The sequence below is a fragment of the Streptomyces sp. PKA51 genome (genome assembly GCF_057552455.1).
Window position 1 is genome coordinate 53,388 of sequence record NZ_BAAJPZ010000025.1, and the last position, 23,372, is coordinate 76,759.

The 23,372-nt window shown below is 72.5% G+C and carries 25 protein-coding genes; 8 read left to right on the forward strand and 17 right to left on the reverse strand.

Annotation, left to right across the window (positions count from 1 at the left end; all coding sequences use genetic code 11):
• Positions 1–51 precede the first annotated feature (51 nt).
• Positions 52–936, reverse strand: a complete 885-nt coding sequence (locus AC27L3_RS26515) for an aldo/keto reductase (RefSeq protein WP_487236581.1) — start codon at positions 934–936, stop codon at positions 52–54.
• Positions 937–951: 15 nt separating this feature from the next.
• Complete coding sequence (locus AC27L3_RS26520; protein ID WP_487236582.1) at positions 952–1,893, reverse strand: NAD-dependent epimerase/dehydratase family protein; 942 nt, start codon at positions 1,891–1,893, stop codon at positions 952–954.
• Between the two features lie 70 nt (positions 1,894–1,963).
• Between AC27L3_RS26520 and AC27L3_RS26525 the strand changes: the two genes are divergently transcribed.
• Complete coding sequence (locus AC27L3_RS26525) at positions 1,964–2,893, forward strand: LysR family transcriptional regulator (RefSeq protein ID WP_487236583.1); 930 nt, start codon at positions 1,964–1,966, stop codon at positions 2,891–2,893.
• Between the two features lie 5 nt (positions 2,894–2,898).
• Here the strand turns inward: AC27L3_RS26525 and AC27L3_RS26530 are convergent, their stop codons facing one another.
• The 8 genes from AC27L3_RS26530 to AC27L3_RS26565 all read right to left on the reverse strand — a co-directional run bounded on the left by AC27L3_RS26530 (position 2,899) and on the right by AC27L3_RS26565 (position 10,765).
• On the reverse strand, positions 2,899–4,455 hold the full coding sequence (locus AC27L3_RS26530) for an MFS transporter (protein ID WP_487236584.1): 1,557 nt from the start codon (positions 4,453–4,455) through the stop codon (positions 2,899–2,901).
• Between the two features lie 77 nt (positions 4,456–4,532).
• Positions 4,533–5,261, reverse strand: a complete 729-nt coding sequence (locus AC27L3_RS26535) for a tRNA-dependent cyclodipeptide synthase (RefSeq protein ID WP_487236585.1) — start codon at positions 5,259–5,261, stop codon at positions 4,533–4,535.
• A gap of 2 nt (positions 5,262–5,263) precedes the next feature.
• On the reverse strand, positions 5,264–6,127 hold the full coding sequence (locus AC27L3_RS26540; protein WP_487236586.1) for a 2OG-Fe(II)-dependent halogenase WelO5 family protein: 864 nt from the start codon (positions 6,125–6,127) through the stop codon (positions 5,264–5,266).
• 352 nt (positions 6,128–6,479) lie between these two features.
• Positions 6,480–7,430: a glycosyltransferase family 2 protein gene (locus AC27L3_RS26545; protein WP_487236587.1), complete on the reverse strand. Its 951-nt coding sequence runs from the start codon at positions 7,428–7,430 to the stop codon at positions 6,480–6,482.
• Positions 7,427–7,648, reverse strand: coding sequence for a hypothetical protein (locus tag AC27L3_RS26550; RefSeq protein WP_487236588.1), 222 nt, complete (start codon positions 7,646–7,648; stop codon positions 7,427–7,429). The genes AC27L3_RS26545 and AC27L3_RS26550 overlap by 4 nt, the downstream gene beginning before the upstream one ends.
• The gene (locus AC27L3_RS26555) at positions 7,578–8,852 is read right to left on the reverse strand and encodes an NAD-dependent epimerase/dehydratase family protein (RefSeq protein WP_487236589.1); all 1,275 of its coding nucleotides are present in this window, start codon (positions 8,850–8,852) and stop codon (positions 7,578–7,580) included. Before AC27L3_RS26555 ends, AC27L3_RS26550 begins: the two co-directional genes overlap by 71 nt.
• A 123-nt stretch (positions 8,853–8,975) precedes the next feature.
• Positions 8,976–9,473, reverse strand: coding sequence for a hypothetical protein (locus AC27L3_RS26560; protein WP_487236590.1), 498 nt, complete (start codon positions 9,471–9,473; stop codon positions 8,976–8,978).
• A 338-nt stretch (positions 9,474–9,811) separates the two neighbouring features.
• Entirely contained in the window at positions 9,812–10,765 is a 954-nt protein-coding gene (locus tag AC27L3_RS26565) for an NADP-dependent oxidoreductase (RefSeq protein ID WP_487236591.1), read from the reverse strand.
• A 146-nt stretch (positions 10,766–10,911) separates the two neighbouring features.
• On the opposite strand from AC27L3_RS26565, the gene AC27L3_RS26570 reads away from it, so the two are divergent.
• Positions 10,912–11,328: a winged helix-turn-helix transcriptional regulator gene (locus AC27L3_RS26570; protein ID WP_487236592.1), complete on the forward strand. Its 417-nt coding sequence runs from the start codon at positions 10,912–10,914 to the stop codon at positions 11,326–11,328.
• Between the two features lie 22 nt (positions 11,329–11,350).
• Here AC27L3_RS26570 and AC27L3_RS26575 read toward each other — a convergent pair whose 3' ends face one another.
• Positions 11,351–11,734: a hypothetical protein gene (locus AC27L3_RS26575; protein WP_487236593.1), complete on the reverse strand. Its 384-nt coding sequence runs from the start codon at positions 11,732–11,734 to the stop codon at positions 11,351–11,353.
• 191 nt (positions 11,735–11,925) lie between these two features.
• On the opposite strand from AC27L3_RS26575, the gene AC27L3_RS26580 reads away from it, so the two are divergent.
• Positions 11,926–12,360, forward strand: a complete 435-nt coding sequence (locus AC27L3_RS26580; RefSeq protein ID WP_487236594.1) for a VOC family protein — start codon at positions 11,926–11,928, stop codon at positions 12,358–12,360.
• A gap of 73 nt (positions 12,361–12,433) precedes the next feature.
• On the opposite strand, the gene AC27L3_RS26585 is transcribed toward AC27L3_RS26580, so the two are convergent.
• Positions 12,434–13,984: an FAD-binding oxidoreductase gene (locus tag AC27L3_RS26585; protein WP_487236607.1), complete on the reverse strand. Its 1,551-nt coding sequence runs from the start codon at positions 13,982–13,984 to the stop codon at positions 12,434–12,436.
• A 390-nt stretch (positions 13,985–14,374) separates the two neighbouring features.
• Here AC27L3_RS26585 and AC27L3_RS26590 point away from each other — a divergent pair, with 390 nt between their 5' ends.
• The 5 genes from AC27L3_RS26590 (at position 14,375) to AC27L3_RS26610 (ending at position 19,071) form a co-directional block, all read left to right on the forward strand.
• Positions 14,375–15,235, forward strand: a complete 861-nt coding sequence (locus AC27L3_RS26590) for a leishmanolysin-related zinc metalloendopeptidase (protein WP_487236595.1) — start codon at positions 14,375–14,377, stop codon at positions 15,233–15,235.
• A gap of 12 nt (positions 15,236–15,247) precedes the next feature.
• Complete coding sequence (locus AC27L3_RS26595) at positions 15,248–15,598, forward strand: hypothetical protein (RefSeq protein ID WP_487236596.1); 351 nt, start codon at positions 15,248–15,250, stop codon at positions 15,596–15,598.
• A gap of 108 nt (positions 15,599–15,706) precedes the next feature.
• The gene (locus tag AC27L3_RS26600; RefSeq protein WP_487236597.1) at positions 15,707–16,579 is read left to right on the forward strand and encodes a methyltransferase domain-containing protein; all 873 of its coding nucleotides are present in this window, start codon (positions 15,707–15,709) and stop codon (positions 16,577–16,579) included.
• Between the two features lie 322 nt (positions 16,580–16,901).
• Positions 16,902–17,153, forward strand: a complete 252-nt coding sequence (locus AC27L3_RS26605; RefSeq protein ID WP_487236598.1) for a hypothetical protein — start codon at positions 16,902–16,904, stop codon at positions 17,151–17,153.
• A gap of 439 nt (positions 17,154–17,592) precedes the next feature.
• Positions 17,593–19,071 carry an MFS transporter gene (locus tag AC27L3_RS26610; RefSeq protein WP_487236599.1) on the forward strand — a complete coding sequence of 493 codons (1,479 nt, stop codon included), beginning with the start codon at positions 17,593–17,595 and terminating at the stop codon, positions 19,069–19,071.
• Positions 19,072–19,221: 150 nt separating this feature from the next.
• Here the strand turns inward: AC27L3_RS26610 and AC27L3_RS26615 are convergent, their stop codons facing one another.
• The 5 genes from AC27L3_RS26615 to AC27L3_RS26635 all read right to left on the reverse strand — a co-directional run bounded on the left by AC27L3_RS26615 (position 19,222) and on the right by AC27L3_RS26635 (position 23,187).
• Positions 19,222–19,779 carry a hypothetical protein gene (locus AC27L3_RS26615; protein WP_487236600.1) on the reverse strand — a complete coding sequence of 186 codons (558 nt, stop codon included), beginning with the start codon at positions 19,777–19,779 and terminating at the stop codon, positions 19,222–19,224.
• A 61-nt stretch (positions 19,780–19,840) separates the two neighbouring features.
• Complete coding sequence (locus AC27L3_RS26620) at positions 19,841–20,788, reverse strand: aminoglycoside phosphotransferase family protein (RefSeq protein WP_487236601.1); 948 nt, start codon at positions 20,786–20,788, stop codon at positions 19,841–19,843.
• Between the two features lie 240 nt (positions 20,789–21,028).
• A complete protein-coding gene (locus AC27L3_RS26625) occupies positions 21,029–21,661 on the reverse strand; it encodes a hypothetical protein (protein WP_487236602.1) in 633 nt (210 codons plus the stop codon).
• A 13-nt stretch (positions 21,662–21,674) separates the two neighbouring features.
• Positions 21,675–22,220: a hemerythrin domain-containing protein gene (locus tag AC27L3_RS26630; RefSeq protein ID WP_487236603.1), complete on the reverse strand. Its 546-nt coding sequence runs from the start codon at positions 22,218–22,220 to the stop codon at positions 21,675–21,677.
• A 226-nt stretch (positions 22,221–22,446) separates the two neighbouring features.
• Positions 22,447–23,187, reverse strand: a complete 741-nt coding sequence (locus AC27L3_RS26635) for an ATP nucleotide 3'-pyrophosphokinase (protein WP_487236604.1) — start codon at positions 23,185–23,187, stop codon at positions 22,447–22,449.
• Positions 23,188–23,372 lie beyond the last annotated feature (185 nt).

Genomic DNA, 23,372 nt, shown 5'->3' on the forward strand with positions numbered 1-23,372 from the left:
GAATGCATGTTCTTCCGGACTGCCGTGCCAAGGCTGCGGTGCCGGCCCGGTTCAGCTCGGCAGCGCCGCTTCGAGTTGCGCCAGCTCCGCTGCGCTCAGCTCGATGCTCGCGGCCCGGGCGGAGTCCTGGATGGAGGCGGGGCGGCTGGCTCCCGGCACCGGGATCACCGCCGGGGAGCGGGCCAGCAGCCAGGCGAGGGCGATCTGCTGGGGGCTGACGCCGTGCTCGGCGGCGATGCGGTGGAAGGCGGTGCCCGCCGAGGTCGCGGTGGCGGGGCCGTCGAGGGAGCTGCGGGTGATGCCGCCGAGCGGGCTCCAGGGCAGGAAGGCGAGGCCCAGTTCGGTGCTCAGCCGCAGCTCGGGCTCGCTGTCGCGCGCTGCCGGCGAGTACTGGTTCTGTACGCAGACGAGTCCGTCGCCGAGGATGGCGTGCGCCTGGCGGATCTGGGCGGTGGTGACGTTGGAGATGCCGGCGGCGCGGATCGTGCCGGCGTCGAGGAGCTCGCGCAGGGCGCCGACGGAGTCGGCCCAGGGGACGGCCGGGTCGGGCTTGTGGAGCTGGTAGAGGCCGATGGCCTCGCTGCCCAGGCGCCGGGCGGAGGCCCGGGCGGCGCGCTTGAGGTGCTCGGGGTGGCCGGTGACGGTCCAGCTGCCGTCGCCGGGGCGGCCGCGGCCGCCCTTGGTGGCCACGAGGACATCGGAGGTGTCGCCGCCGTAGCGGGCCAGGGCGCGGGCGATGAGGAGCTCGTTGTGCCCTTCCTCGCCGGCGTGCCAGTGGTAGCTGTCGGCGGTGTCGATGAGGGTGATGCCGGCGTCGAGGGCGGCGTGGACGGTGGCGATGGCGCGCTGTTCGTCCGGGCGGTGCTCGATGGACAGGGGCATGGCGCCCAGACCGACGGCGCTGACGCGGGTGTTGCCGATGCTGCGGTGGTGCATGGTGACTTGTCTTCCTCAGAGGGCGGGGACGGCGGATGCGGCGAGGGCTTCGGCGACGGCGCCGGGCAGCCAGTCGGTGGTGCGGGAGAAGGAGAAGCCCAGGTGCTTGGCGCGGGCGTTGCTCATGGCGTAGTGGCGGTCGAAGGAGAACGGTGAGGCGCTCTCGCCCTCGGCGACGGTCCGGTACAGGGGCCGGCGTCCCGTTTGTGCGGCGACGGCGGCGCCCAGGTCGCGTACGTCGAGAAGGCCGTCGGAGCAGGCGTTGAGGGGGCCGGTGAAGCCGGTGGCGGTGGCCGCCCACAGCAGCAGGTCGGCCAGCTCCTCGTAGTGGATGAACACGCTGGGCCGTACGTGGGCGTGCACGGCGATCTCCTCGCCCCGGGCGATGCGCTCGACGTAGTGCGCGAGCCGGCCGGTGAACTCCTGGGCGCCGCCGCCGAGTACGTGGGCGCTGCGTACGCAGGCGAACGCGAAGCCGGGGGCCTGGGTGAGGACGGCCTCCGCCTGGCGTTTGCCTTCGGCGTAGTGCGCCTGGAGGTACGCCTCGTCGTGCCAGGGCAGATCGGTCGCGACCCGCCAGGCGGCCGTGTCCACGTTCTCCTCCGGCACCGGGGTGTCCTCCGGCAGGGGCGCGAGGGCGGCGGTCGCCGGGTCGTAGACCTCGATCGTGGAGGTCATCACGTAGCGCCGGGTGCGGCCGGTGAAGACGCGGGCGGCGATGGCGGCCTGCACGGGGGTGTAGCAGACCTGGTCGACGACGACGTCGAAGGTGCGGGTGCCCAGCGCGGCCCTCAGGGCGGGTTCGTCGTTGCGGTCGACGACGAGGTGCTCGACGCCGGCGGGCGGCCGGGTGGAGCCGCGGTTGACGACCGTGACCTGGTGGCCGGCCGCCCGGAGGCGTTGGACGAGGAGCTTGCCGAAGTACCGGCTTCCGCCGATGACGCAGATCTTTTGCATGCCTCCATCCTGGGGATCTACCGTCACCAGCAGAAGTGATCACTTACTGACGACGTATGAAGGCACACTGTTGATCGACATCCAGCGGCTGCGCGTCCTGCGGGCGGTGGCCGAGCACGGCAGCTTCAACCAGGCGGCCGGCGCCCTGCACCTGACCCCCTCGGCCGTCTCCCAGCACGTGGCCGCCCTCGAACGCAGCCTCGGCACGCGGGTCGTCGCCCGCAGCACCCGCGGCGTCACCCTCACCCCGGCCGGCCGGATCATGGTCGGTGCCGCCGAATCGGTCGCCGCCGAACTCGCCCACGCCCGGCGGCAGGTCGACCGGCTCGGCACCGGACGCAGCCAGCTCACCGTCGCCACGTTCACCAGCGGGGGCAGGCTGCTGCTGCCCGGTGCGCTCGGCCGCCTCACGGCGGCCCATCCCGACACCGTGCTGCACGTCAGGGAGGGCGAGCCCGAGGACAGCCTGCCCCTGGTCCGCCAGGGCGCCGTGGACCTCGCGCTCGCCTACCACTTCGACGGCCCGTTGCCCGGGCCGCAAGGCCCGCATTCCGGCCTGCAGTGGACCGCGCTGCTGGAGGACCCCCTGCACGTCGTCCTGCCGGCAGCACACCCGCTGGCCGGCCGCGACGTGCTCGACCTGGCCGAGCTGGCGGCGGAGCCGTGGGTGCTCGGCTGTCTGAAGACCGAGGCGTACCTGCGCCGCTACGCCGAGCGCGCCGGCTTCGTCCCGCAGGTGCGCGGCACGACCAGCGACTACTTCTTCGCCCGCTCGCTCGTCGCCGCGGGCATGGGAATCGCCCTGGTCCCCTCCATCGCCCTGACCCCGCACGTGCCGGGCCTGCACGTCGTCCCGATCACCTCACCGGTCCCGACCCGGCACATCGGCGTCGCCACGATCGGCCGCCGGCGCGACCATCCCCAGGTCACGACCCTCGTCGACGCCCTGCGCGAGCAGGCTGCGGCGCTGAACGGGAGGGGTGGCTCGGGGACGGGGTGATTCCCTCAGCGTGCCGCCTCCTCGTCCAGCGCCGGCTCGCAGGCGGGTGCCGTGGCACGGCGGGCGGAGAGGGCGAGAAGGCCGAGGACGACGAGTGCGGCCAGGGAGGTGGCGGTCAGGAGGGTCATGGCGGCCTGCATGCCGTCGGTGAAGGTGCGCGCGAAGACGGCCTGGGCCTGGTCGGGGGTGAGGGAGGTGTGCCCGTGCAGGAGGGCGGTCGCCTGGTGGGTGTCGGCGACGACGTCCTTGGTCCAGGGGCCCGGTGCGATCTGGTGGTCGCTCAGTTCGGCGGCCAGGGTGTGGTCGCTGCTGACGCGGTAGAGGTTGACGCCTGCCGCGAGGCCGATGGCGCCGCCGAGGTTGTGGAACGTCCAGGAGGAGCCCACGGCCAGGCCGGCCTGGCGTTCGGGGACGGCGGAGAGGGCGGAGACGGTGGCGGGGCCGAGGACGAGGGCCCAGCCCAGGCCCATGGCCACGAGGGCGAGGACGAGGTGGGGCATGCCGCTGCCGGGGGTGACGGCGGACAGCAGCAGGGCGGCGGCGGTGAACGCCGTGAAGCCGGCGGCCAGGAGCCTGCGGGGGCCGTAGCGGTCGGTGAGCCGGCCCACGAAGGGCGACAGGGCGGCCATGACGGCCGTGCACGGCAGCAGCAGCGCGCCGGTGGCGTACCCGTCGTAGCCGCGGACGTCGCTGAGATAGAGCGGGAGGAGGAACAGGACGGTGGCGTAGAAGCAGGCGAGGGCGAAGTCGGAGACGATGGCGCCGAGGAAGGCGCGGTGCCGGAAGAGGCCGAAGCCGATGATGGGGTCGGCGGCGCGGCGTTCGACGGCCTGGAAGGCGATCAGGGCGCAGGCGGCGAAGGCGAGGAGGCCGAGGGTGCGGGGGCTGGTCCAGCCCCAGGTGTCGCCGAGGGTGAAGGCGAGGACCACGGCGGGGACGCCGAGGCTGATCAGGACGAGGCCGGGCCAGTCCAGACCGGGCCCGGCGTCCTCGTTGCGGGACTCGCGGACGCTGAAGGAGCACAGTCCCAGGGCGACGACGATCAGGGGGACGTTGAGCCAGAAGACCCACTGCCAGCCGAGGGCGGAGACGATGACGCCGCCGAGGAGGGGGCCGATGGCCAGTCCGAAGCCGTTGACGCCGTAGAGGGCGCCGATGGCGCGACCGCGCCGGTCGGCGGGGAAGGCGTTTTGGACGATGGCTCCGGTGGAGGTGTAGAGGATGGCTCCGGCGGCGCCCTGGACGAAGCGGAAGGCGATGAGCCAGCCGGTGGTCGGGGCCAGCCCCGCACCGAGCGAGGCCAGGCCGAAGACGACGGTTCCGGTGTAGAGGACGCGGCGCCTGCCGTAGGTGTCCGCGAGCCGGCCCATGGTCACCATGAACATCGACAGGGCGACGATGAACGTGTTGACGATGAGCTGGAGGTCGGTCACGGAGGCGCCGAGATCGGCCTGGATCCGCGGGGCGGCCGTGTTGACGATGGTCAGGTCGATGCAGCCGAGGAAGCTGATCAGGCCGACTCCGGCGAAGGCCCACCATGTGCGGTCGGTCGTGGGTGTCACAGTCCTTGTCCTCTACACCGGGGTTGGGCAGCGGCCCGTTGGTGCGCCGGTCCGTTGCACGGGCCGGCGCCGGTCGGTCAGGCGGCCAGTCCGGGGCTCAGGGCGCGCTTTTTGAACCTCAGGGACAACCATGCGGCCTTGCCGGGAAATCCGGTGGCGACGAATCGCCGACGGGTTTCGGCCATGGCGGTGGTCATCGGTTGCGGGTAGATCACATAGTCGTGTCCTCGGTGCGCCCAGGTGGGCATGATCAGCGGCAGTTCCTCGACGAGGTAGGCGAGGCAGTCGTGGAACGCCGCGAGGGTGTCCGTGTCGGGCCGGCGGGTGAGGAGCCGGTCGAGGAAGCGGGCGACGGTGGCGTGCACGGCCTGCCGGTAGTCGGGGTCGTGGTGGTAGGCGTGCTCGATGCGTTCCCGGAAGACCGGGTACATCGGGTCGCGCAGGGCCTGGTCCCAGCGCAGTACCGGGTGGTTCATGGCGAGCCGGTCGAGGATCGCGGCGTTGCGGGCGAGCCAGGCGTCGCCGGCGGCCAGGGCCTGTGCGTAGGCCTGCTCGGGCGGCAGACCGGTGTAGTTGGTGCGTTGGAGGGTGTCGGCGACGGCGATGGTCACCTGGCCGAATCCGCTGCGGTTGGCGAGGTCGACGGTGGCCTGGAGTTTGTCGCCCTCGTGGTAGCGCTGGCCGACGCTGATGAGCAGCACGGCCTTCCTGCCCTGCAGGGGCAGGAGTTTGGCGTCCTCGCCGAAGCTCGCCTTCGTCCGCCCGAGGGCGGGTGGCTGGGTGGTGTCGTTCACCGGCTCGTTCACCGTCAGCTCCACAGTTCCAGGGGACGGGCCGTCCCGGAGTAGCCGATGAAGTGGCCGAGGGTGATGCGGGGCTCGTCGCCGGAGGGGCGTACGGCGTGGATGCGGCGGGGGTTGAGCAGGAGCAGGTCGCCGGGTGCGGGCTTGACGACCTGGGCGGGCGGGCCGATCCTCGCGCGGTCGATGCCCCAGGTGCGCCCGCCCATGAGCCGGCCGTAGACCTCCTCGCCCGGCTCGGTCCCCCACAGTTCCAGCTCGCCGCCGGTGCGCGGGATGTTGAGGTAGATGTTGGCGGACAGCTGGGCTTCGAGGTGCAGGGCGTGGCCGGCGGGCAGGTTGCGCTCCAGGGCGTCGGTGTGGGGGTTGAGGTCCACGTCCTTGTGCTGGTAGCGGCAGATGCCGATGAATGCCTTGCGGCCGTCCATGTGCATGAGGTGCGCGCCTGCCTCCCAGGTCTCCTCCAGCAGCAGGCGCAGGACGTCGCTGGGTGAGGCGTAGGGGGCGAACAGCTCGCGCATGCGCTGGATGCCGGCGCGGGCCTGGCGGTGGTAGTGCTCGCGGGAGGCGTCGTCGTGGACCTCGGAGTAGGCGTAGCCGAGGCGCTGGAACTCGGTGGCCTGGGTCAGAGCACCCCGTTCGGGGTGGTCGAGGAGCGTGCGGCGGGCCGGGGCGAGGGCCTCGGCCGGGACGAAGCCGGGGACGTGCACGGCCAGTGCCGTGCCGTCGATCAGGGAGAGGATGTCCTGCTGGGACAACCGGGCAGGTGTGGTGCGCGTGACGTTGATGATGATCCCCCGTTGGTGCGGCCCCGACCGGATCGAGCGGTACGGGGCGTTGTGCCGTACTTCCATGGTGCTGGCGGCATCCATCCGGATCGTCCTGCTCTGCGACGATCTGACGGTGCGTCCTGGGGCTGGCCCGGCGTGCCCCGGACTCCTGCCGCGGGCGGAGCTCACGGGGGCGTACGGCTCCTCCCGGCGTGATGCGCCCCGGGCGCACGGGACGGGACGTGCGCGGGACGTGCGCGGGACGGCCGTCACCGCCCCGGCGACGGAGGCGGTGCGGGGGCGCTGCCGCGGTCATGGGCCGGGGGCGGAACGCGACGGGCGCGTCGTGGCTTGTCGCGCCCGCGCGGCGGCAGCCGCAGACCGGCACCGTCCCGCGCCCCTGACGCGGTGCCGTAGTGCCGCATGACGACGATGCGCCGGGGGCGGCCCGGGGTCATTCCTGGGGGACCGGTCGTCCGATCTGGTCGCACAGGGCGAAGCGCCGGACGAATGCGGCGAAGCCGTGGGGCAGTGACGCCGCCAGGTGTGCGCGGCGCTGCCAGGCGCCGCGTTGGTGCAGCAGGACCAGCGCCTGCCGGACGTGGTCCGGGTATTCGAGCGCGTGCAGGCGCACCATTTCGAGAATCATGGACTCGGGCAGGTGGACGGTGCCGAACCGCAGGCAGTTGTGCACCAGCGCGGTGCGGGCCGCGCCGAGGAACGCGGTGCACTCCTCGGGTGGTTTGAAGCGGTGCGTGATCTCGATGGCGGTGGTGTGCACGATCTCGGCGCCGGCCCGCCACGCACGGACGCTGAATTCGGGTTCGAAGCCGCCGTAGTGCACCATCCCCTCGTCGTAGCCGCCGAGCCGGGTGAACAGCGCGCTGTCGAGGACCGTGCCGGCGCTGGAGGCGATCTGCACCTGGCGGGCGGGGTCGGCCGGTGCCGCGGTGTTCCATCGCGTGCCCATGTAGGGGACGACGAGGCGGCAGCCGTGGCCGCGCCAGTCGGAGGCCCGGTCCCGGACGGTGACGGAGACGATGCGTCCGGGCGCGACGAGGCGGAGCGCCTCGTCGTCCCAGCCGGCGGAGAAGCCCGTGTGGGCGTCGGTGATGAACAGCAGCCGGCCGCGGGCGTGCCGGGCGGCGAGGTTGCGTGCGGCGCCGACGCCGAGGTGCTGCTCGGAGCGGATGACGCGGGTGCGGCGCCGGTCCGCTGCGTCGGTGATGCGGGGCCGCCGGCCGGCGGTGGAGGAGTCGTCGACGACGACCACTTCGATGCGGTCGGGCGCGGTGGCGGCCGTCAGGGCCGAGGCGACGGTCGCCCCGACCCTGTCGCCCTCGTCGCGCGCCGGCAGCACGACGCTGACGGCGGGCGTGGAGGTGTCCGCCGCCCGGTGGCTCACAGGGTGCGGCCGGCGGTGATGGTGATGGTGTGGAGGGTGATGGTGTAGTACTCGCCGCGCGTGCGCGGCAGGAGCTGGTCGGCGTGGAGCAGCCGGCGGCGTGCCTCGCCGGTCAGGCCGCAGCGGTCGGCCAGTGCGGGTGCGTCGTCACGCAGTTCGCGCAGGACGGCCGGGTCCTCGGCCGCCGTCTGCAGAACCTGCTGGAGCGTCCTGGTCATGGTGTCTTCCTTCCCCTGTCGGGTGCGGTGGGCGGGGTGGGCCCACCGGTGGTGCGGGCCGCCAGCGGACGGTCGGCGGCAGGCGGTCGGCGTGCGCGGCGATCCGGTCGGCGTGCGGCAGCAGATCGTGCAGCAGGCGGCGCAGCTCCTCCTCGATGGGGGCGGAGGGGCGGAATCCCAGCTCGGGCAGGGCGTTGCTGTCCGGCCGGTAGTGGTGGCCCTCCGCTTCGGCCCTGGGGTTGGCGACGGGCAGGATGCGCGCGTCGATGCCCAGGCAGTGCGCGGCCGCCCGGACGAGTTCGGCCAGTTCCGCCACGGAGCGCACGTCGCGCAGCTGGTTGAAGACGCGGTACTCACCGGGGTCCGGGGGGTTCTCCAGGGCGAGCGTGAGGCACTGGAGGGCGTCGGCGAGCGACAGGACGCCGCGGCGCTGGGTGCCGGAGCCGTAGGGGGTGAGGGGGTGGCCGATGACGGCCTGGCAGCAGAAGCGGTGCACCGCGGTGCCGAAGGCCTCGTCGAAGTCGAGGCGGCTGCTCAGCCGGGGATCGCCGGCCGGGCACCAGCTGCCGTACACGACGCCCTGCATCACGTCGGTTGCGCGCAGGCCCCACAGGCGGCAGGCGAACGCCACGTTCTGCGAGTCGAAGACCTTGCTCCAGTGGTACCAGGAGCCGGCCTGCCGGGGGAACGGCAGCGTGTCGCGCCGGCCGCGGAACTCCACCTCGAAGAAGCCCTCGGGGATGTCCACGTCCGGAGTGCCGTACTCCCCCATGCTGCCCAGCTTGACGAGGTGGGCCTCGGGGCAGTGGTCGCGCATCGCGAACAGCAGGCCGAGGGTGCCCGAGACGTTGTTGTCCTGTACGAACTGCGCGTGCCGGTGGTCCATCATCGAGTACGGCGCGGAGGGGCATTCGGCAAGGTGCACCACCGCGTCCGGGGCGAAGGCGGCGAGCGCGCGCCCCAGTGCGTCGTGGTCGCGCAGGTTCACCGGGGCGAAGGGCAGGGGCGTGCCGAAGTGCTCCCGGAAGGCCGTGAGCCGCTCGTCGATCGCCGCGACGGGCACGGCGCTGTCCGACCCCATTTCCGCGACCCATGCGCGCCGCAACAGGGCGTCCACGCCGGCCGTCCGGTGTCCGCGCGCGGCGAGGTGCTGCGCGAGCGGCCAGCCGAGATACCCGTCGATCCCTGCGATGAACACCCGCATGGCACCGACGCCCCCCTCCCTGGCGGAAGCGGGCCACGAGTGCGTGGCTCGCTTCCAGCACAGCACGAGAAAGGGGCAGCACGTCAGGAATTCACCCGAATGAGGGTATAGGGGGTGGAGGTGTCACGCCTCCGTCGTCCCGTTCCGGCGCGCCACGACCGGCTCGTCGTCGGCGAGCTCGGTGAGGGCCAGGACGGCGGCGTGCTCCTGAGCGCCGAGGCCGAGCGGCTGCTCGCCGCGTTCCTCGGATGCGGCATACAGCCGGCGCTGGCCCTCGGCCCAGGCGCGCAGCACGTCGCGGGCCTGGTCGGGGGTGAGGTCGAGCGCGGCGGCGGCCTCGTTCCAGGTGGCGCCGAGCCGCAGGGCGTCGAAGAGGTACATGCCGCGGCCGTGCTCCATCTCGCGGCAGACGGCTTCGCGCAGGGCCAGCACCGCGAGGGCGTCGGCGGCCGTGGCCGGGGCGGCGCCCGGCGGGGCCCCGGCGGGGAGCAGGCGGTCGGTCAGCCGGTCGGCGTGCTGCTGGTGCTTCTGCGCCAGCCACGTCAGCGGCGTGGCCGGTGGGACGTCGCCGGGCCGGGAGACCTGGAGCTCTTGCCAGTGGTGGTACGCGTCGGTGCTCATGATCACCTCTGTCCGGGGATCCGCGCCGGTTCACTTCCCGCGCAGAGCTCTCGCGTACACCGGCGTACGCCATGCGCCACGCCGGAGGCCCCCCTCGTGCGCCGAGGGGACGGCGGCCCAGGGTCTGCCCGGCGGATGTTCGTCACGCGGCGCCCTGCAGGGGCGCGGGGCAGTGTCGACCTGCGGCTGCCGCCGCGTGGGCGCGATCGGCGGCGACGGCCCGCGGCCGACACGCCACCCCAGGGCCGACTGCGGGCGCGTCGTGGCTTGTCGCGCAGTTCCCCGCGCCCCTGACGGGGCGCCGTGGTGGCGCGGGACGAAGATCCGCCGGACACGGCCTAGAGCGTGTCCGCCGTGAGGACGATCTTGCCTTGTACGCGGCCCGTCTCGCTGAGGGCGTGGGCCTCGGCGGCCTTCTCCAGGGGCAGGACGTGGTCGACGGCGGCCCGCAGGGCACCGCGTTCGACCAGGGCGGTGATCTCGTTCAGGTCGGTACCGGACGGGGTGAAGCCGAACTCGACGTAGCGCAGGCCGCGGTCGCGGGCCTGGTCGCGGACGGCCGTGCGGTCCACTCCGGTGCCGCGTATGTCGACGAGGATCCCGTCCGGGGCGAGGGTCTCCAGCGACCGCGGTCCGTAGTCGCCGCTGATGGGGTCGAGCACGACGTCGATGTCGCGTGCCGCTGCGGCGAAGTCCGTGGTGGTGTAGTCGATGAGTTCGTCGGCCCCCAGCTTCTTGAGGAAGCCGTGCTTGTCCTTGCGGGCCGTGCCGATGACGTAGGCGCCGTGGGCCTTGGCGACCTGTACGGCGAGGTGGCCGACTCCGCCGGCCGCCGCGTGCACGAGCACCCGTTGCCCGGCACGGATGGCCGCCACGCGGACGAGCGGTTGCCAGGCGGTGAGACCGGCGGTGGGCAGCGCTGCGGCGTGCACCGGGTCGAGGCCGGCCGGGGCGGGTGCGAGGGAGGTCTCGGGGACGGCCACGTACTGGGCGTAGGCCCCGCGCGGCGGGAGCACGACCCCGTAGACGGCGTCGCCGATGCGGAATCGGTCCGCCTGCTCGCCGGTGGCCTCCACGACTCCGGCCAGGTCCAGGCCGAGGGTGAACGGCGGTGGGCCGAACCGGCGCAGGTGCCCGGCGCGCCGCTTCCAGTCGGCCGGGTTCACGCCGGCGGCGCGGACCCGTACCAGCACCTCACCGGGTCCGGGTACGGGGCGGTCGGTCTCGACGACCTCCAGGACCTCGGGGCCGCCGAAGACCTGCTGGCCGATCGCGCGCATGCGGGTGCTCATCTCGTTCTCCTCCACAGGGGACGCCTTCACAGGGGACGCCTTCACAGGGGACGCCGGTGCGCCGGGGGCTCCCGGGGCGTGCTCCCATCCTGGAAGGAGGAGATATCTGTTGTGAAGTAGGCACCTGTTTGATATCCAGGTACCTCATGGATACCAAGGGACGGGCGAACATCTCGGAACCGGCGTTGACCTACCGGCGCGACTGCCCCTCGCGCACGGTGGTCGAGGTGCTCGCCAACAAGTGGGCGCTGTACGTCCTGGCCGCTCTGCGCCGCCGCGACGGGCCGATGCGGTTCAGTGAGCTCCGGCGCGTCCTGGACGGCGTCACGCAGAAGATGCTGACCCAGACGCTGCGCGCTCTCGAACGTGACGGCCTCGTCAGCCGCACCGTCTACCCGACGGTCCCCCCGCGCGTGGAGTACGCGCTGACCCCGCTCGGCACCGAGGCGGGGCAGCTGACCGGCGCCATCGCGGACTGGTCCATGGCGCACGCCCGGCAGATCCTCGCGGCCCGCCGGGACTTCGACGACCGCAGCACGGTGGAACCGTCCCCGGTCCGCTGAGGCCGGTCCTGCTCGCTGGTTGTCAGGCGTCCTCGATGTCCGAGATGAGCTTGGTGCTCAGGTCGCTCTGCACCGCCAGCCGGGTGTGGCCGGCGTCGGGTCCGGTGCCCCAGGTGAGCGTGACGGTGGTGAACAGGTGTCCGGCGCCGGAGTCGTGGTAGCGGACTTCCCAGTGCGTGGGGACGTCCTGGGCCCGCAGGACGCCGTCGGCGTGGTTGGCCTCTTCCCAGGCGGCCAGCCGTTGGCGGAGGTCCTCGGTGAGGTAGTGGGCGCGCAGTTCGTCGCCCAGGTCGTCGGTTCCGTCGTCCACGGCGTCGATGTAGGCGCCGTAGAAGTCGGCCACGCGGTCGACTGCGGAGTCCGGGCTTCCGCCGCGGACCGTGCTGGCCGCCTGCTCGTCCGGCATGAATTCCCCCTTGAGGCTTGTGCAGTTCGGTCCCCGCCCGGCGACAATCTGCCCTTGTTCTGGTGGAATCAGTCCTTTGAGGTGACATATAGCCGAACGTGACGGTCTGGCCTCTGCCCGCGTTCCGGGCGGCCGACGGGGTGCCTGCAGTGGGCCCGTGGGGGCGACGAAAGGGCCCCTATGATGCACCGATGACGTCGATCAAGCAGTTCCAAGTCACCTTCGACTGCGCGGAACCCGAGCGCGTCGCCCGTTTTTGGTGCGAGGTGCTGGGCTACGTGGCCCCGCCGCCCCCGGAGGGGTTCGCCACGTGGGACGACTTCCGTCGCACCCTGCCTCCCGAGCAGCGGGGCGCATGGTTCACCTGCAGCGATCCCTCGGGTGTGGGCCCGCGGCTGTACTTCCAGCGCGTTCCCGAGGGCAAGGTCGTCAAGAACCGGGTGCACCTCGACGTGCGGGTCGGCACCGGGCTCGTGGGTGAGGAGCGGCTGGCCGTGCTCGAGGCCGAATGCGCACGCCTGGTCGCACTCGGCGCGGTACGCGTGCAACTGCTGCTTGCCGATGAGGAGAACGAGTCGTGCATCGTGATGCAGGACGTCGAGGGCAACGAGTTCTGCCTCGACTGAGCGCTCGCGAACAGGTGGGGTCCGCCCGGCTCGTCGGCGGCGGGGAGCCGGCGAGCCGGGCGGGCCTTGCCCGTCACAGGGCCTGGGGGAAGTCGAAGACGCGCTCCGGGTCGTACTGCCGCTTCAGCTTGGTCAGTCGGTCCGCCGCGTCGCCGTAGTAGGCGGTGCGCCAGTTCTTCAGGCCCGGGTCCGTGTAGTTCTGGTAGGCGGCGCCGGAGGCGTGGGGGCGCATCGCTGCGTGCATGCCGTCGAGCCAGGCGGTCTGTGCCGTGCCCGTCCCGCCGGCCGCCCACGACGTGAGGTACTGGGCCAGCATCCGCGACCTGCGGTGCACGAAGGCCGTCCCCAGCGGCTTGATGCGGTTGATCGCCCCTCCCAGGGCCGTCAGTTGCACCGAGATGCCGCCGCCCTTGACGCCGCGCCCGAAACCTTCCACCTGGTCGAGCAGGGTGCGTACGCCCGTCGCGTCCAGCGAGCGGTCGAAGAAGTCCGAGCGGGCCGTGTACGTCTCGCGCTCCAGTCGGCCGGAGGACTCGCGGCCGGGCGTGGTGCCCGGCAGGTGGCACTGCTCGGTGGACTTGTCGCCGCAGCCGGCGTAGGCGCGGACGGTGTCGAGGTAGGAGTGGCGTCGCAGGCGGGGGGTGCCGATGCCGGCGCTGCCGCCGCTCGCCGCGGCCACTTTGCCGGTCAGTTCGTCGAGGGCGTTCTCCAGGTCCCCGTACGAGCCGATGGTGAACGCGGCCACGGAGATGTGGGGCGAGCCGCCGCCGGCGGCCGACAGGTCGCAGGCGGACCAGATCTCGTCCGGCCGGCTCGGCCCCCACTCCTGCCAGGCCTGGAGGACGGCCGCGGCCTTGGACCAGGGGAAGGAGACGTAGCCGGTCACGCCCTCGCCCACGGGGCGGGTGCGGAAGCGCAGTTCGGTGACGACGCCGAAGTTGCCGTTGCCGGCGCCGCGCAGGGCCCAGAAGAGGTCGGTGTTCTTCCACATGGCGTCGCAGTCGACGGTCCTGCCGTCGGCGGTGACGAGGGTGGCGCCGGTCAGGTTGTCGCACGTGAGGCCGTAGGCACGGGAGAGGATGCCGTGGCCGCCGCCCAGGGTGAGCCCGGAGACACCGACGGTGGGGCACGAGCCGGCCGGGATGGTGACGCCGTGCGCGGCCAGCGACGTGTAGACGTCGACGAGTTTGGCGCCGGCGCCGATGACGGCGGTGGACGCGGACGGCGTACGGATGGTCTTGAGTCGCGAGACGTCGATGACGAGCCGGTCGTTGCCGCTGGACCAGCCGGCGTAGCTGTGACCGCCGTTGCGTATGGAGACCGGTATGGAGAAGCGGCGGGCGAAGCCCAGGGCCGCGGAGACGTCCGCGGTGCCGGCGACGTAGGCGATCGCGGCGGGGCGCAGCCCGTCGAAACGGGTGTTGTACAGCTGGCGGGCGGCGGGGTAGTCGGCGTCGTCGGGGCGGACGAGGCCGCCGGCGAGGCCCTTGCCGAGAGCGGTCCAGTCGGCGGCGGCGGCCTTTTGCGTACCGGCCGCCCCTGCCCTGCCGGTGGCGACGGTGGTGCCCCAGGCGGCGGTCGCCGCCGCTGCCGTACCTGCTGCCAGGAGTGTGCGCCTGCTGATGGGCCTGCTGATGGCCATGCCGAATACCTGCCTTGGTGCTGTGCGTGTGCGCCCATATGCGCTTGACCGGATCCCCGTTGATCAAACAGATGGTGCGGGGCGGGGAAGTGGTTCCCCTGCGCTGCGCGTTCGGGAAAGGACAGGCGTAGCCTGGAAGTGGTGCGGCACGGGCTTCCGCCCTTGCCCGCACGGTGTGACATGTCAGCGCACGCCCTCTCGGCAGTGCGCCGGGCGCCGGGAACCCGCCGAGCCTGCTGGGCGGTTTCCTCGCTCGCGTGAGCCCGAGGCAGACACTCCCGAGGCAGACACTTCCGCGGACGGCTTCTCGCACGCCTCTCCTGTGGTTCTCCGGCGCAGCCGTAGCAACTCCTCCTTCGAGGAGGGAGACCCATGGTCGAGTACGAGACCCACTACGCGAAGGCCGACACAGGGCGTGCCCGCGAGCTCGCCGCCACGACGTCCCCGTACACGATCGCCGTGCAGTTCCTCGGTGGGTTGAACGAGGCGCAGAAGGCCGCGTTCGCCACGGCGGCGGACCGCTGGGCGAAGGTCATCGTCGGGGACCTGCCGGACGTGAGCGTCGACGGCGAGGTCGTCGACGATCTCCTTGTCCTGGCCCAGGGCACCTCGATCGACGGGCCGGGGAACATCCTGGGAGAAGCGGGACCGACGGTGCTGCGACCGGCGAACGGGCCCGGTGCGTTCCTGCCCGCGAAGGGCGTGATGTCCTTCGACACGGACGACCTGCAGCAGATGCAGACCAAGGGCACGCTGGTGGACGTGATCACCCATGAGATGGGGCACGTCTGCGGCTTCGGCACCCGCCCCTGGACGGAGAAGGGAGTGCTCCACGGAGCCGGCACCGACAACCCCGTCTTCCGCGGACAGAAGGCCATGGAGGAGTACGGCAAACTGGTCGGCGCGGGGCATCCGCGGCCCGTACCGGTGGAGAACCAGGGCGGACCGGGCACGCGTGACGGTCACTGGCGCGAGACGGTGTTCGCCAATGAGCTGATGACCGGATTCGTCGCCAATCCCCCGAACCCGCTGAGCCGTCTGACGGTGGCCAGCCTGGGCGACATCGGCTACGTCGTCGACATCGAGGCCGCCGACGCCTACATGCTGCCCAACCATCTGGAGATGGCCGAGCGGGGCGAGCTGCGCACCCACGCGGCGCCCGTCGGCGCCGGCACGGTGCAGCGCACCATTCCGGTGGTCCTGCCCGAGGACAGCCTGCTGGCGGCGGCGTGAGGGCGAACGCCCATGAACGGTGAGCGGGAGCGCCGGGCCCGGGACGGGCGCGAGGACGCACGGGGAGAGGAGAAGCATGCCGTCCTGAGGCCCGACGCCACCGTCCTCGGCTCCGAGGCGGTCATTCCCCGCGACAACGTCGTGCGGCCGGCGCCCAACCGGTTCAGCCACGTCCTCCAGGAGGTGCACCCGTACTGGTTCGAGCGGTCCGAGCGGGCTCCCGAGCCCGACGGAATGCTGCCGGCCGGGACCCCGGTGCTCCTCCTGCGCGAGGAGGGCGACCACTGCCGGGTGGTCACCGGCACGGGGCTGTACGTGACGGTCGGCCGGGCGAACCTGCGGAGGCTGCCGGAGAGCACGTGACGGGCCGCCAGGAGCACGACCGGAAGGCTGCGAGGTCCGCCGGCTGTGTGAGGCATCCCTCTCCCGTCGTCGTGGCGCCGGTGGCCCGGGAAGGTCGACCATGTCGTCATGACCTTCTCGCCCCGCCCGCCGCACACCGATGACCGACCGGATCCGACGGGACGGACCCCCGCGACCGGTGGAGAGCCCGCCTCCGCCCGCGGATACCTGCTGGACAACGCGCGCGTCGAGGCGGGCGAGCGATTCGTCTGGCTGGCCGAGCTGTTCGACGGCGTGACGCGCGGGCACTTCGATCGACTGGGGATCGGGGCCGGCTCGCGCTGCTGGGAAGTGGGGGCCGGTGGCCCCGGTATCCCGCAGGCGCTCGCGGCGGCCGTCGGTCCGACCGGGCACGTGCTGGCCACGGACATCGACCCGTCGTGGCTGGAGGCGGGCGACGGGTACGAGGTACGCCGGCACGACGTCGCCGCCGATCCGCCCCCGGAGCCGGGGACGTTCGACCTGGTGCACGCCCGGCTCGTGCTGGTCCATGTACCCGACCGGGCCCGCGCACTGGCCACGATGGCGGCAGCGCTGCGGCCCGGCGGCTGGCTGCTGGTCGAGGACGCCGATACCGCTCTGCAGCCACTGGCGTGCCTGGACGACAGCGGTCCCGCGCAGCGGCGGGCCAACCGGCTGCGCGACGCGGTACGGGAGCTGCTGGCGCGCCGCGGTGCGGATCTGCGCTACGGCCGGACACTGCCGCGGGCCTTGCGCGAGGCCGGCTTGGTCGATGTCGCCGCGGCGGGCACGTTCCCGGTCGGCGGACGGGCCTGCGACCAGCTGGAGGCGGCGACCATCCGGCACGTGCGCGGCGAGCTGCTCGCGGCCGGCCTGGCCGACGACGCCGAGATCGACGCGCACCTGGCCGCCATCGACGCGGGCGCGCTCGACCTGACGCTCGCGCCGCTGATCTCGGCCTGGGGACGCCGTCCGGGCTAGCGCCCGAAGACAGGGTGTCGTGCTTCGCCCGGGCCTCGAGGTGGCGCGTCGGCTGCGGGCCGTCGGTGGCCGATCGCGCAGTTCCCCGCGCCCCTACGGGGCACTGCATGATCCGCCGGACACGCCCTGGGCCGTCTTTTCGGGGCCGTCCAGGGCCTTATCGGCGGCGAGGCGGCCCGCGACCTTGAAGGCCAGTTCGTGGGAGCCCCATGCTTGGGCCCGGGCTTGTCGCAGCACCGCCCGCGTGGCGAGCGTGATGCCGTGTTCGGGCAGGCGCAGCTGTTCCTCGATTCCCGCCGCGACCTGGGGGCATCTGCCGCTGGTGAACGCCCCCTTCGCGGACTTCACCTGGGGCCACGCCCGGCACCCGGCCGCCGCGGTCGGCCTGGACGGCGCCAACGAGGCCGCTGTCGCGCGGGTCCTGGACGCGCTGCCGACCTGGGCCGAGCACGGGCCGGAGGCCCGCACGGTGCGGGGTCGTCGGCCGCACCCGCACCGCGCCCTCCCGGCGCCCGCAGCTGCGACATCGACCAAGCCGGCCTGGCGCAAGGCCCGCGGCAGTGTCCGGCCGTAGCGCAGGTCCGCGCCGCGGCGCGCCAGCAGCTCACGGACCGCGTCGCGCAGCCGAAGGCTCAGCAACGGAGTGGGCGGCGGGCCGTGCGGGCCCGGGCGGGGCGGGTGCTGCGGGGTGTGGGAGATATCGCGTTGCATGGACGCCGGAGGGGCCTTTACCCTGTTTTGAGTTCCGCCTGTGCCCGTTCCGGGGCCCGGCGCTGTGATTCGAGGTGACGACTTATCTCCCAGGCCAAGTAGCCGTCCGCAGTTCCCCGCGTTCTGATCGTTTGAACGTGTCCGGGGGCGGACGTCGCGCTGGCCTGAGTTGCGTCACCCACCCCCGTATTTCCCTGTCATTTTCCGGGTGCAGCTCTGCCGACTGCCCCGGGTTTCGTGTTTTCCGGCCCCGGTGCGGCTGACGGCAGGGCTCCCCGACTCCTTGGATCAGGAGCCCCACAGTGCCTTCCCCCGCGCTCGACAACGAGCCACAGCACACCACCCCACCCCCGAACCACCCCGCACCCGGCCTGTCGAAGATGGGCCTGGCGGCCTGGATCGCCCTCTTGGTGCTGCTGGGCGCCGAGCTGATGGACATGCTCGACCAGTCGGTCGTCCTGACCGCCCTGCCCGCGATCCAGGAGTCGACCGGCGCCGGACCGGCCGCGGTGCAGTGGCTGACCACCGGCTATTCCCTGCCCGTCGCCGTCGGGCTGGTCACCGGCGGGCGCCTCGGCGACCTCTACGGCCGGCGAAGGATGCTCCTCGTCGGCACCATCGTGTTCACCGCGGCCTCGCTGCTGTGCGGTCTGGCCACCGGACCGGGCGTGCTGGTCGGTGCCCGCATGCTCCAGGGCGTCGCCGTGGCCTTGATGATCCCGCAGGTCCTGGCCACCCTCCACGTCACCTTCGAGGGACAAAACCGCAGCAAGGCGTTCGGGCTGTACGGGGCGGTCCTGTCCCTGGCCAACGTCCTGGGCCCGGTGATGGGCGGCCTGCTCACCGAGGCCGATCTGTTCGGGCTGTCCTGGCGGCCGATCTTCCTGGTCAACGTGCCCGTCGGCCTCGCCGTGCTCCTCCTGGGACGCCGGTTCGTCCCCGAGTCGACCGTGCAGAAGGCCGACCGGCTCGACCTCACCGGCATGCTGCTGTCCGCACTGGCCATCGTCCTGATCGTCTTCCCGCTCAGCGAGGGGCACCTCCATCACTGGCCGCTGTGGTGCTTCGCGATGCTCGCCACCGGTCTCCTTGCGCTGGGTGTCTTCCTGCGCCACCAGCAGCGCAAGCAGAACAACGCCCCGCTCGTGCCCCTGTCCCTCTTCCGGCGCAGGCAGTTCTCCGGCGGCACGGCCGCGCAGCTGATGCACGGCCTGCTGTGCGGGCTGTTCTTCATGACCTGGAGCCTCTACCTCCAGCGCGGACTGGGCATGAGCCCCTTCCACGCGGCCCTGGCCTTCGTGCTGCTCTCCCTCGGAGAGCTGGCCGGCGCGACGCTCGCGGCGAAGAGCGGCGGGCGCTTCGCCCGCCGTCTTCCCCAGGCGGGAGCCCTCGTCGCGGCCGCTTCGATGGCTGCCTACGGACTCCAGGCCGCCGAAGGTCAGGCAGATCTGACCCTGCCGGCGATGACCGCTCCGGTGGTACTGATCGGGTTCGGCCTCGGCATGGTCGGCGGCCCGCTGGCCGACCTGTCGCTGGCCCGCGTCCCGCACGAGAACGCCGGAGCCGCCTCCGGTCTGTTCAACACCGCCATCCACCTGGGCATCGCCCTCGGCACCGCGCTGACCGCCCTGGTGTTCTTCGCCACCACCGGCGGCTCGCCCGACGCCGGACTCCACCGCGACGCGTTCATCACCGTGCTGTGGTGGGTCGGCGGCCTCCTCACCCTGATGTGGGCCCTGATGTTCTTCCTGCCCAAGCGCACGAAGAACCAGGACGGGTAAGGCGGTCGACGCACGCTCTGAAGGCAGCCCCTACGGGGCACTGCACGATCCGCCGGACACGCCCTGGGCCGTTCTTTTCGGGGCCGTCCAGGGCCTTGCCGGCGGCGAGGCGGCCCGCGATCGGGGCGGCGCCGGCGTCATAGCCGCACGTCATGTCTGTCCGGCAGGGGTTTTGGCGGCGGTGACGTAGGTGAAGGGTGCGCTGACTCCGGCGCTGTGGTGGGCGGCCGCCACCAGGGCCAGGGTCAGGCGTTTGCGGGGTTTGACGTCCAGTGCGGACGTGGCGTGGAGGGCGCCGAGTGCGATCTCGCTTCCGCAGCCGACGGCCGCGTATCCGTCCGCCGGTTCGGCTATCTGGTAGTCGTCGTAGACGACGAAGAGGCGGCCGTGTATGCCCACCAGGAACGTTCCGGCCTGTTCCTGTTCGGAGTCCTTGCGTGCCCAGCCGCCGTTCTTCAGGCAGGTGCGCAGCTTGTCGACGAAGACGGTGGCCATGAATCCGTCCAGGTCGCCCTTGGGCTTGGGTGCCTTGAAGGCGTGATGCAGGAGTTGTCCCATGCGGAAGCTGGTGGTGAAGCCCATGGCGTAGGGCCCGTTGCGGAAGATCTTCGGATCCCGGCGGACGGTGATCCTGAGGCCGGACACGCCGGCCGAGTCCCCGCCCAGATGGACGCGGTCGTTGTGCACGAGCCCCACGATCACTGTCACGTTCGCCCCCTCCGCCGTGCCACCTTTCGATCCTTCGCAGGAGGAAGCGGGCGGAAACCAGTCAGCGGCTGTCCGCACTCCCCTGGCGTGCCCGGCGCTGCACCGCGCGGGCGATGACGAGCTGGGCGGGGTCCAGGGCGGCGGCGCCGTCCTCGATCTCCCACAGGGTGTTCTGCAGGATGCGTCCGAGGGTCCAGCCGGCGGCGCGCTGCCGGTCGAGGGCGAGGACGGCGGTGAGGTGGTCGAAGCCGCGGAGCACGGCCCGTTCGGGGTCGGTGGAGGCGATCGCCTCGTGCAGGCGGGCGTCCAGGGCGGGCCACAGCTCGAACGCCGGGTCGCCTGCGAGGGGTTCGGGGTCGATGGCGAGCCAGGGGTGGCGGTCGCCGGCGAGGACGTTGCCGTCGTGCAGGTCCCAGTGCAGCAGGCGGTCGCCGGCCTCGTCGGCCAGTTCCGCCACGGCGTGGGCCCAGGAGCGGAGCAGGTGCTGCTCGGTGGGATCGTGCAGTGCGCGTACTGCCCGGGGCACCTGGTCGAGCATGGCGGCGGCGATGTCGGCCAGCTGCCGCAGTCCTTGCGGGGCGGGTACGGCGGTCAGACGGGCCATCAGCTCGGCCAGTGTCTGCAGCGCGGCGCGGCTGTCGGTCAGGGAGGCGAGGGTGCGGGAGGCGTCGAGGCGTTCCAGCAGCTGGGTGCCGCTGCCCTCGTCGTGGTCGAGCAGGCGGACGGCGCCGTCGCCGTTCCAGGCCCGCAGGCCGGCCGCAACGCCGGCGGTCTCCTCGCGGGGCTGCTGGAATTTCAGGACGGCCCGGGTGCCGTCGGCGCGCAGGACGGGCAGGACGAGCGAGGCCATACCGTGGCTGGGCGGCCCGTCCGGGCGCAGCTCCCACCGGTCGAGGAACTCCTCGCCGAGGCGGGGCAGCCCGGTGAGCCAGGCGCGCGCCCGGGGACCGTTGGCCCCGTAGGAGGCGGCGAAGGCGTCGGGGACGCGGAGGGTCGGTGTGGCGGGCATGGGTGGGTTCTCCTTCGCAGGGCCGGTGGTGAGGACGGGCAGTGCGAAGGAGTACGGGGGCGCTCGCTGACAAGGTCATAGCATGTGCCCCACGGTACCGGGGACGTCGGTGGTGCTGAAGCGAATATCGGCTCCGGCACCTGACCCGTACGTCACCGCCGGGGCGCGGGCCCCGGCGGTACGGCGTGGGGTGCCATTGACCTCGTTGCGGTCGTCAGGGCCTGAGCCGGCCGTCCATCTTCAGGCGGGGCTCTTTCCGGCCGGTGGTACGGCCGGGAGGTCGACCGTCGTGGTGACGCGGAGGAGGGCGGGCCGGCGGGGGACGGAGGCGAAGCCGAAGCGAACCGGCGGCTCGACCCGGGCGAGTTCGCCCAGGCTCGTGCCCTCCCACTGCCCTGTCGCCAGGGCGATGGGCCGCAGTTCGTGGATGCCGTAGAACTCCCGGCGGCCGGCACCCCCGCTTCCGCAGGTCCGCAGCCCCAGCAGCCGGGCCGGCGGGTCGGCGCAGCGGATCCATGCGGGATGGGCGGCCAGCGCGGGTGGTACGAGACGCAGGAGGCGTCCGGGCAGGCCGAGGGGGCCGGTGGTGAAGTGCCAGATGAGGGAGTCGCTGATCACGGACCAGTCGTTCCCGGCCCGCTGGACGGTGACCGGTTCGACGCGTACCCGGTCGAAGGCGTAGGTGGCGGCGACGAACGCGGCCGTACGGTCGGTGGGGGCGAGCAACAGCCGGGTGCCGTCGGCGTGTTCGACCATGACGTCGCTGAACGCGCCGAAGGGAGAGCGGGGCCAGTGCCCCAGCACGATGCGGGTGCCGGTGGAGGTGCCGGCTCCCGCGATCCAGCCGTCGAACCGCAGTCGCTGCTGTGTCATGGCGCCCCGGTGGTCACCCGTCCTTGCCGCCGCCCATGGCCTTGCGGACGATGTCGCGGGTGCGGTCCATCACCGCGGCCATGGGGCCGAGCATCACGTTCCTGGCCCGAAACTCCACGCCGGGGTGCGGGTGGGTCGGGGCCATGGCTTCGGCTGCTCTGACCGCTGCGGCCATGGCCGCCAGCCGGGCCGGGGAGAGGTTGGCGCGCAGGTGCCCGAACTCCATGCGCTCCTCCATCTCGGCGTGGGTGAGCACCGACTCCTGCAGCAGGACGAGCGCAGGAGCGAACCGGGGGTCCTCGGCGTCCATGTCCTCCAGACGGCCGAGGGCCTCCTTGGCCCTGCGCTCCTCCTTCAGCCGGGCGTCGACCAGGTGGTCCCCGGCCCCGCCGAGGGCCTGCCGGGCCGAGGGGTGCACGACCTCCTCCTCGGCGGTCTCGTGCACGGCCAGCAGCCGTACCAGTTCCCTGAACGTCTCGCGGCGTTCGTCGCCGCTCGCGGCGCGCACCTGCTGGAAGAGCCGGCGGATGCGTGCGTGCTGCTCTTCGAGCAGCGTCACGACGTCGTCGGGCGGGTCCTGGTCGGTCCCCTCACCGTCGGTGCTCAGGACTGGGGCCGCTTGCCGTGGTTGGCGCCCTTCATGCGGGACTTCTTCTTCTTGCGACGCCGTTTCGAGGACATGCCGTCCCTCCTCTCCCATGCACTTCCGACCAATTTATCCCTCTTGGGCGGGATGCGCCGGTCGGGCCGCGAGGTGCGGGACGGGAAAGCGGCGGGCGGTCGCGTCAGTGCCTGCCGGCCGGGACCGGCCGGCGTACGTCCGGCGCCGTCAGGCGATCGGCGCCCTCGGGCACCGGGACGGCCGCGAAGACGGCGTTCTGCTGCTCTTGGAGCTCGCGCTTGCGCTGCGGCGACGTGCCGGGCAGGCGCTGCTCCTCGTACAGCTTGTGGGTCACCTCCTGGGCGTGCTTGCTCGCCGGGGTGTGGAACTGCACCTCGAAGCGCTGGCCGGAGCGCGGTGCCCGCCATGCGCTGTTGATCGCCTTGTAGCCGTCCTTGCGCTCCCAGGTGTTCGACCACTTGACGCTGCCGTTGCCCCAGGCGACCAGGGTGGCGGAGGCGGTCCGCACACCGGCGGTGTACCTGCGGTCGGGCCACTGCAGGGTGTAGCGGACCGCGTCGTTGACCGTGGTGAGCACTTCGTTCACGTTGTGTCCCGGCGACTCCTTCAGGGCGGTGGCCACCTTGCGCTTGAGGGAGTCGGGCGACTTCAGACGGTGGTCGAAGCCGATCACCTCGGCGTGGCTGAGCCGGGCGGCGGCCCGTACCTGCGGGCTGATCGACCGCTCCGCATTGCGTGCGTGAGCCCAGTACGCGTCGACCTTCTTGTTGTCGGCGGCGTTGAGGGAAAGGCCCTCCTGGTGCCATCCGCCGCCACCGGGGGCGGCGTGCACCGGGCCCATGCCCAGAGCGGTGGCCAGTGCGGTCGCGGTCGCTGCCGTCGTGACGGTGCTCCTGATGCTCATGGGTGGCGTCGTCGTCCTCTCCGGGCCTGTGTGATCTCCGGCGGACGACTCAAGCAGAAGGAGCGGGCGCGGCAGGGCGCAGTGGGCGGGATTCAGCCTTTCGGGACATGCGCAAGGCCGTGGGCGGCATCCGGGTGAGGATGCCGCCCACGGCCTGTGCCCGTGCTCTTCCCCTGGGTGGGGTC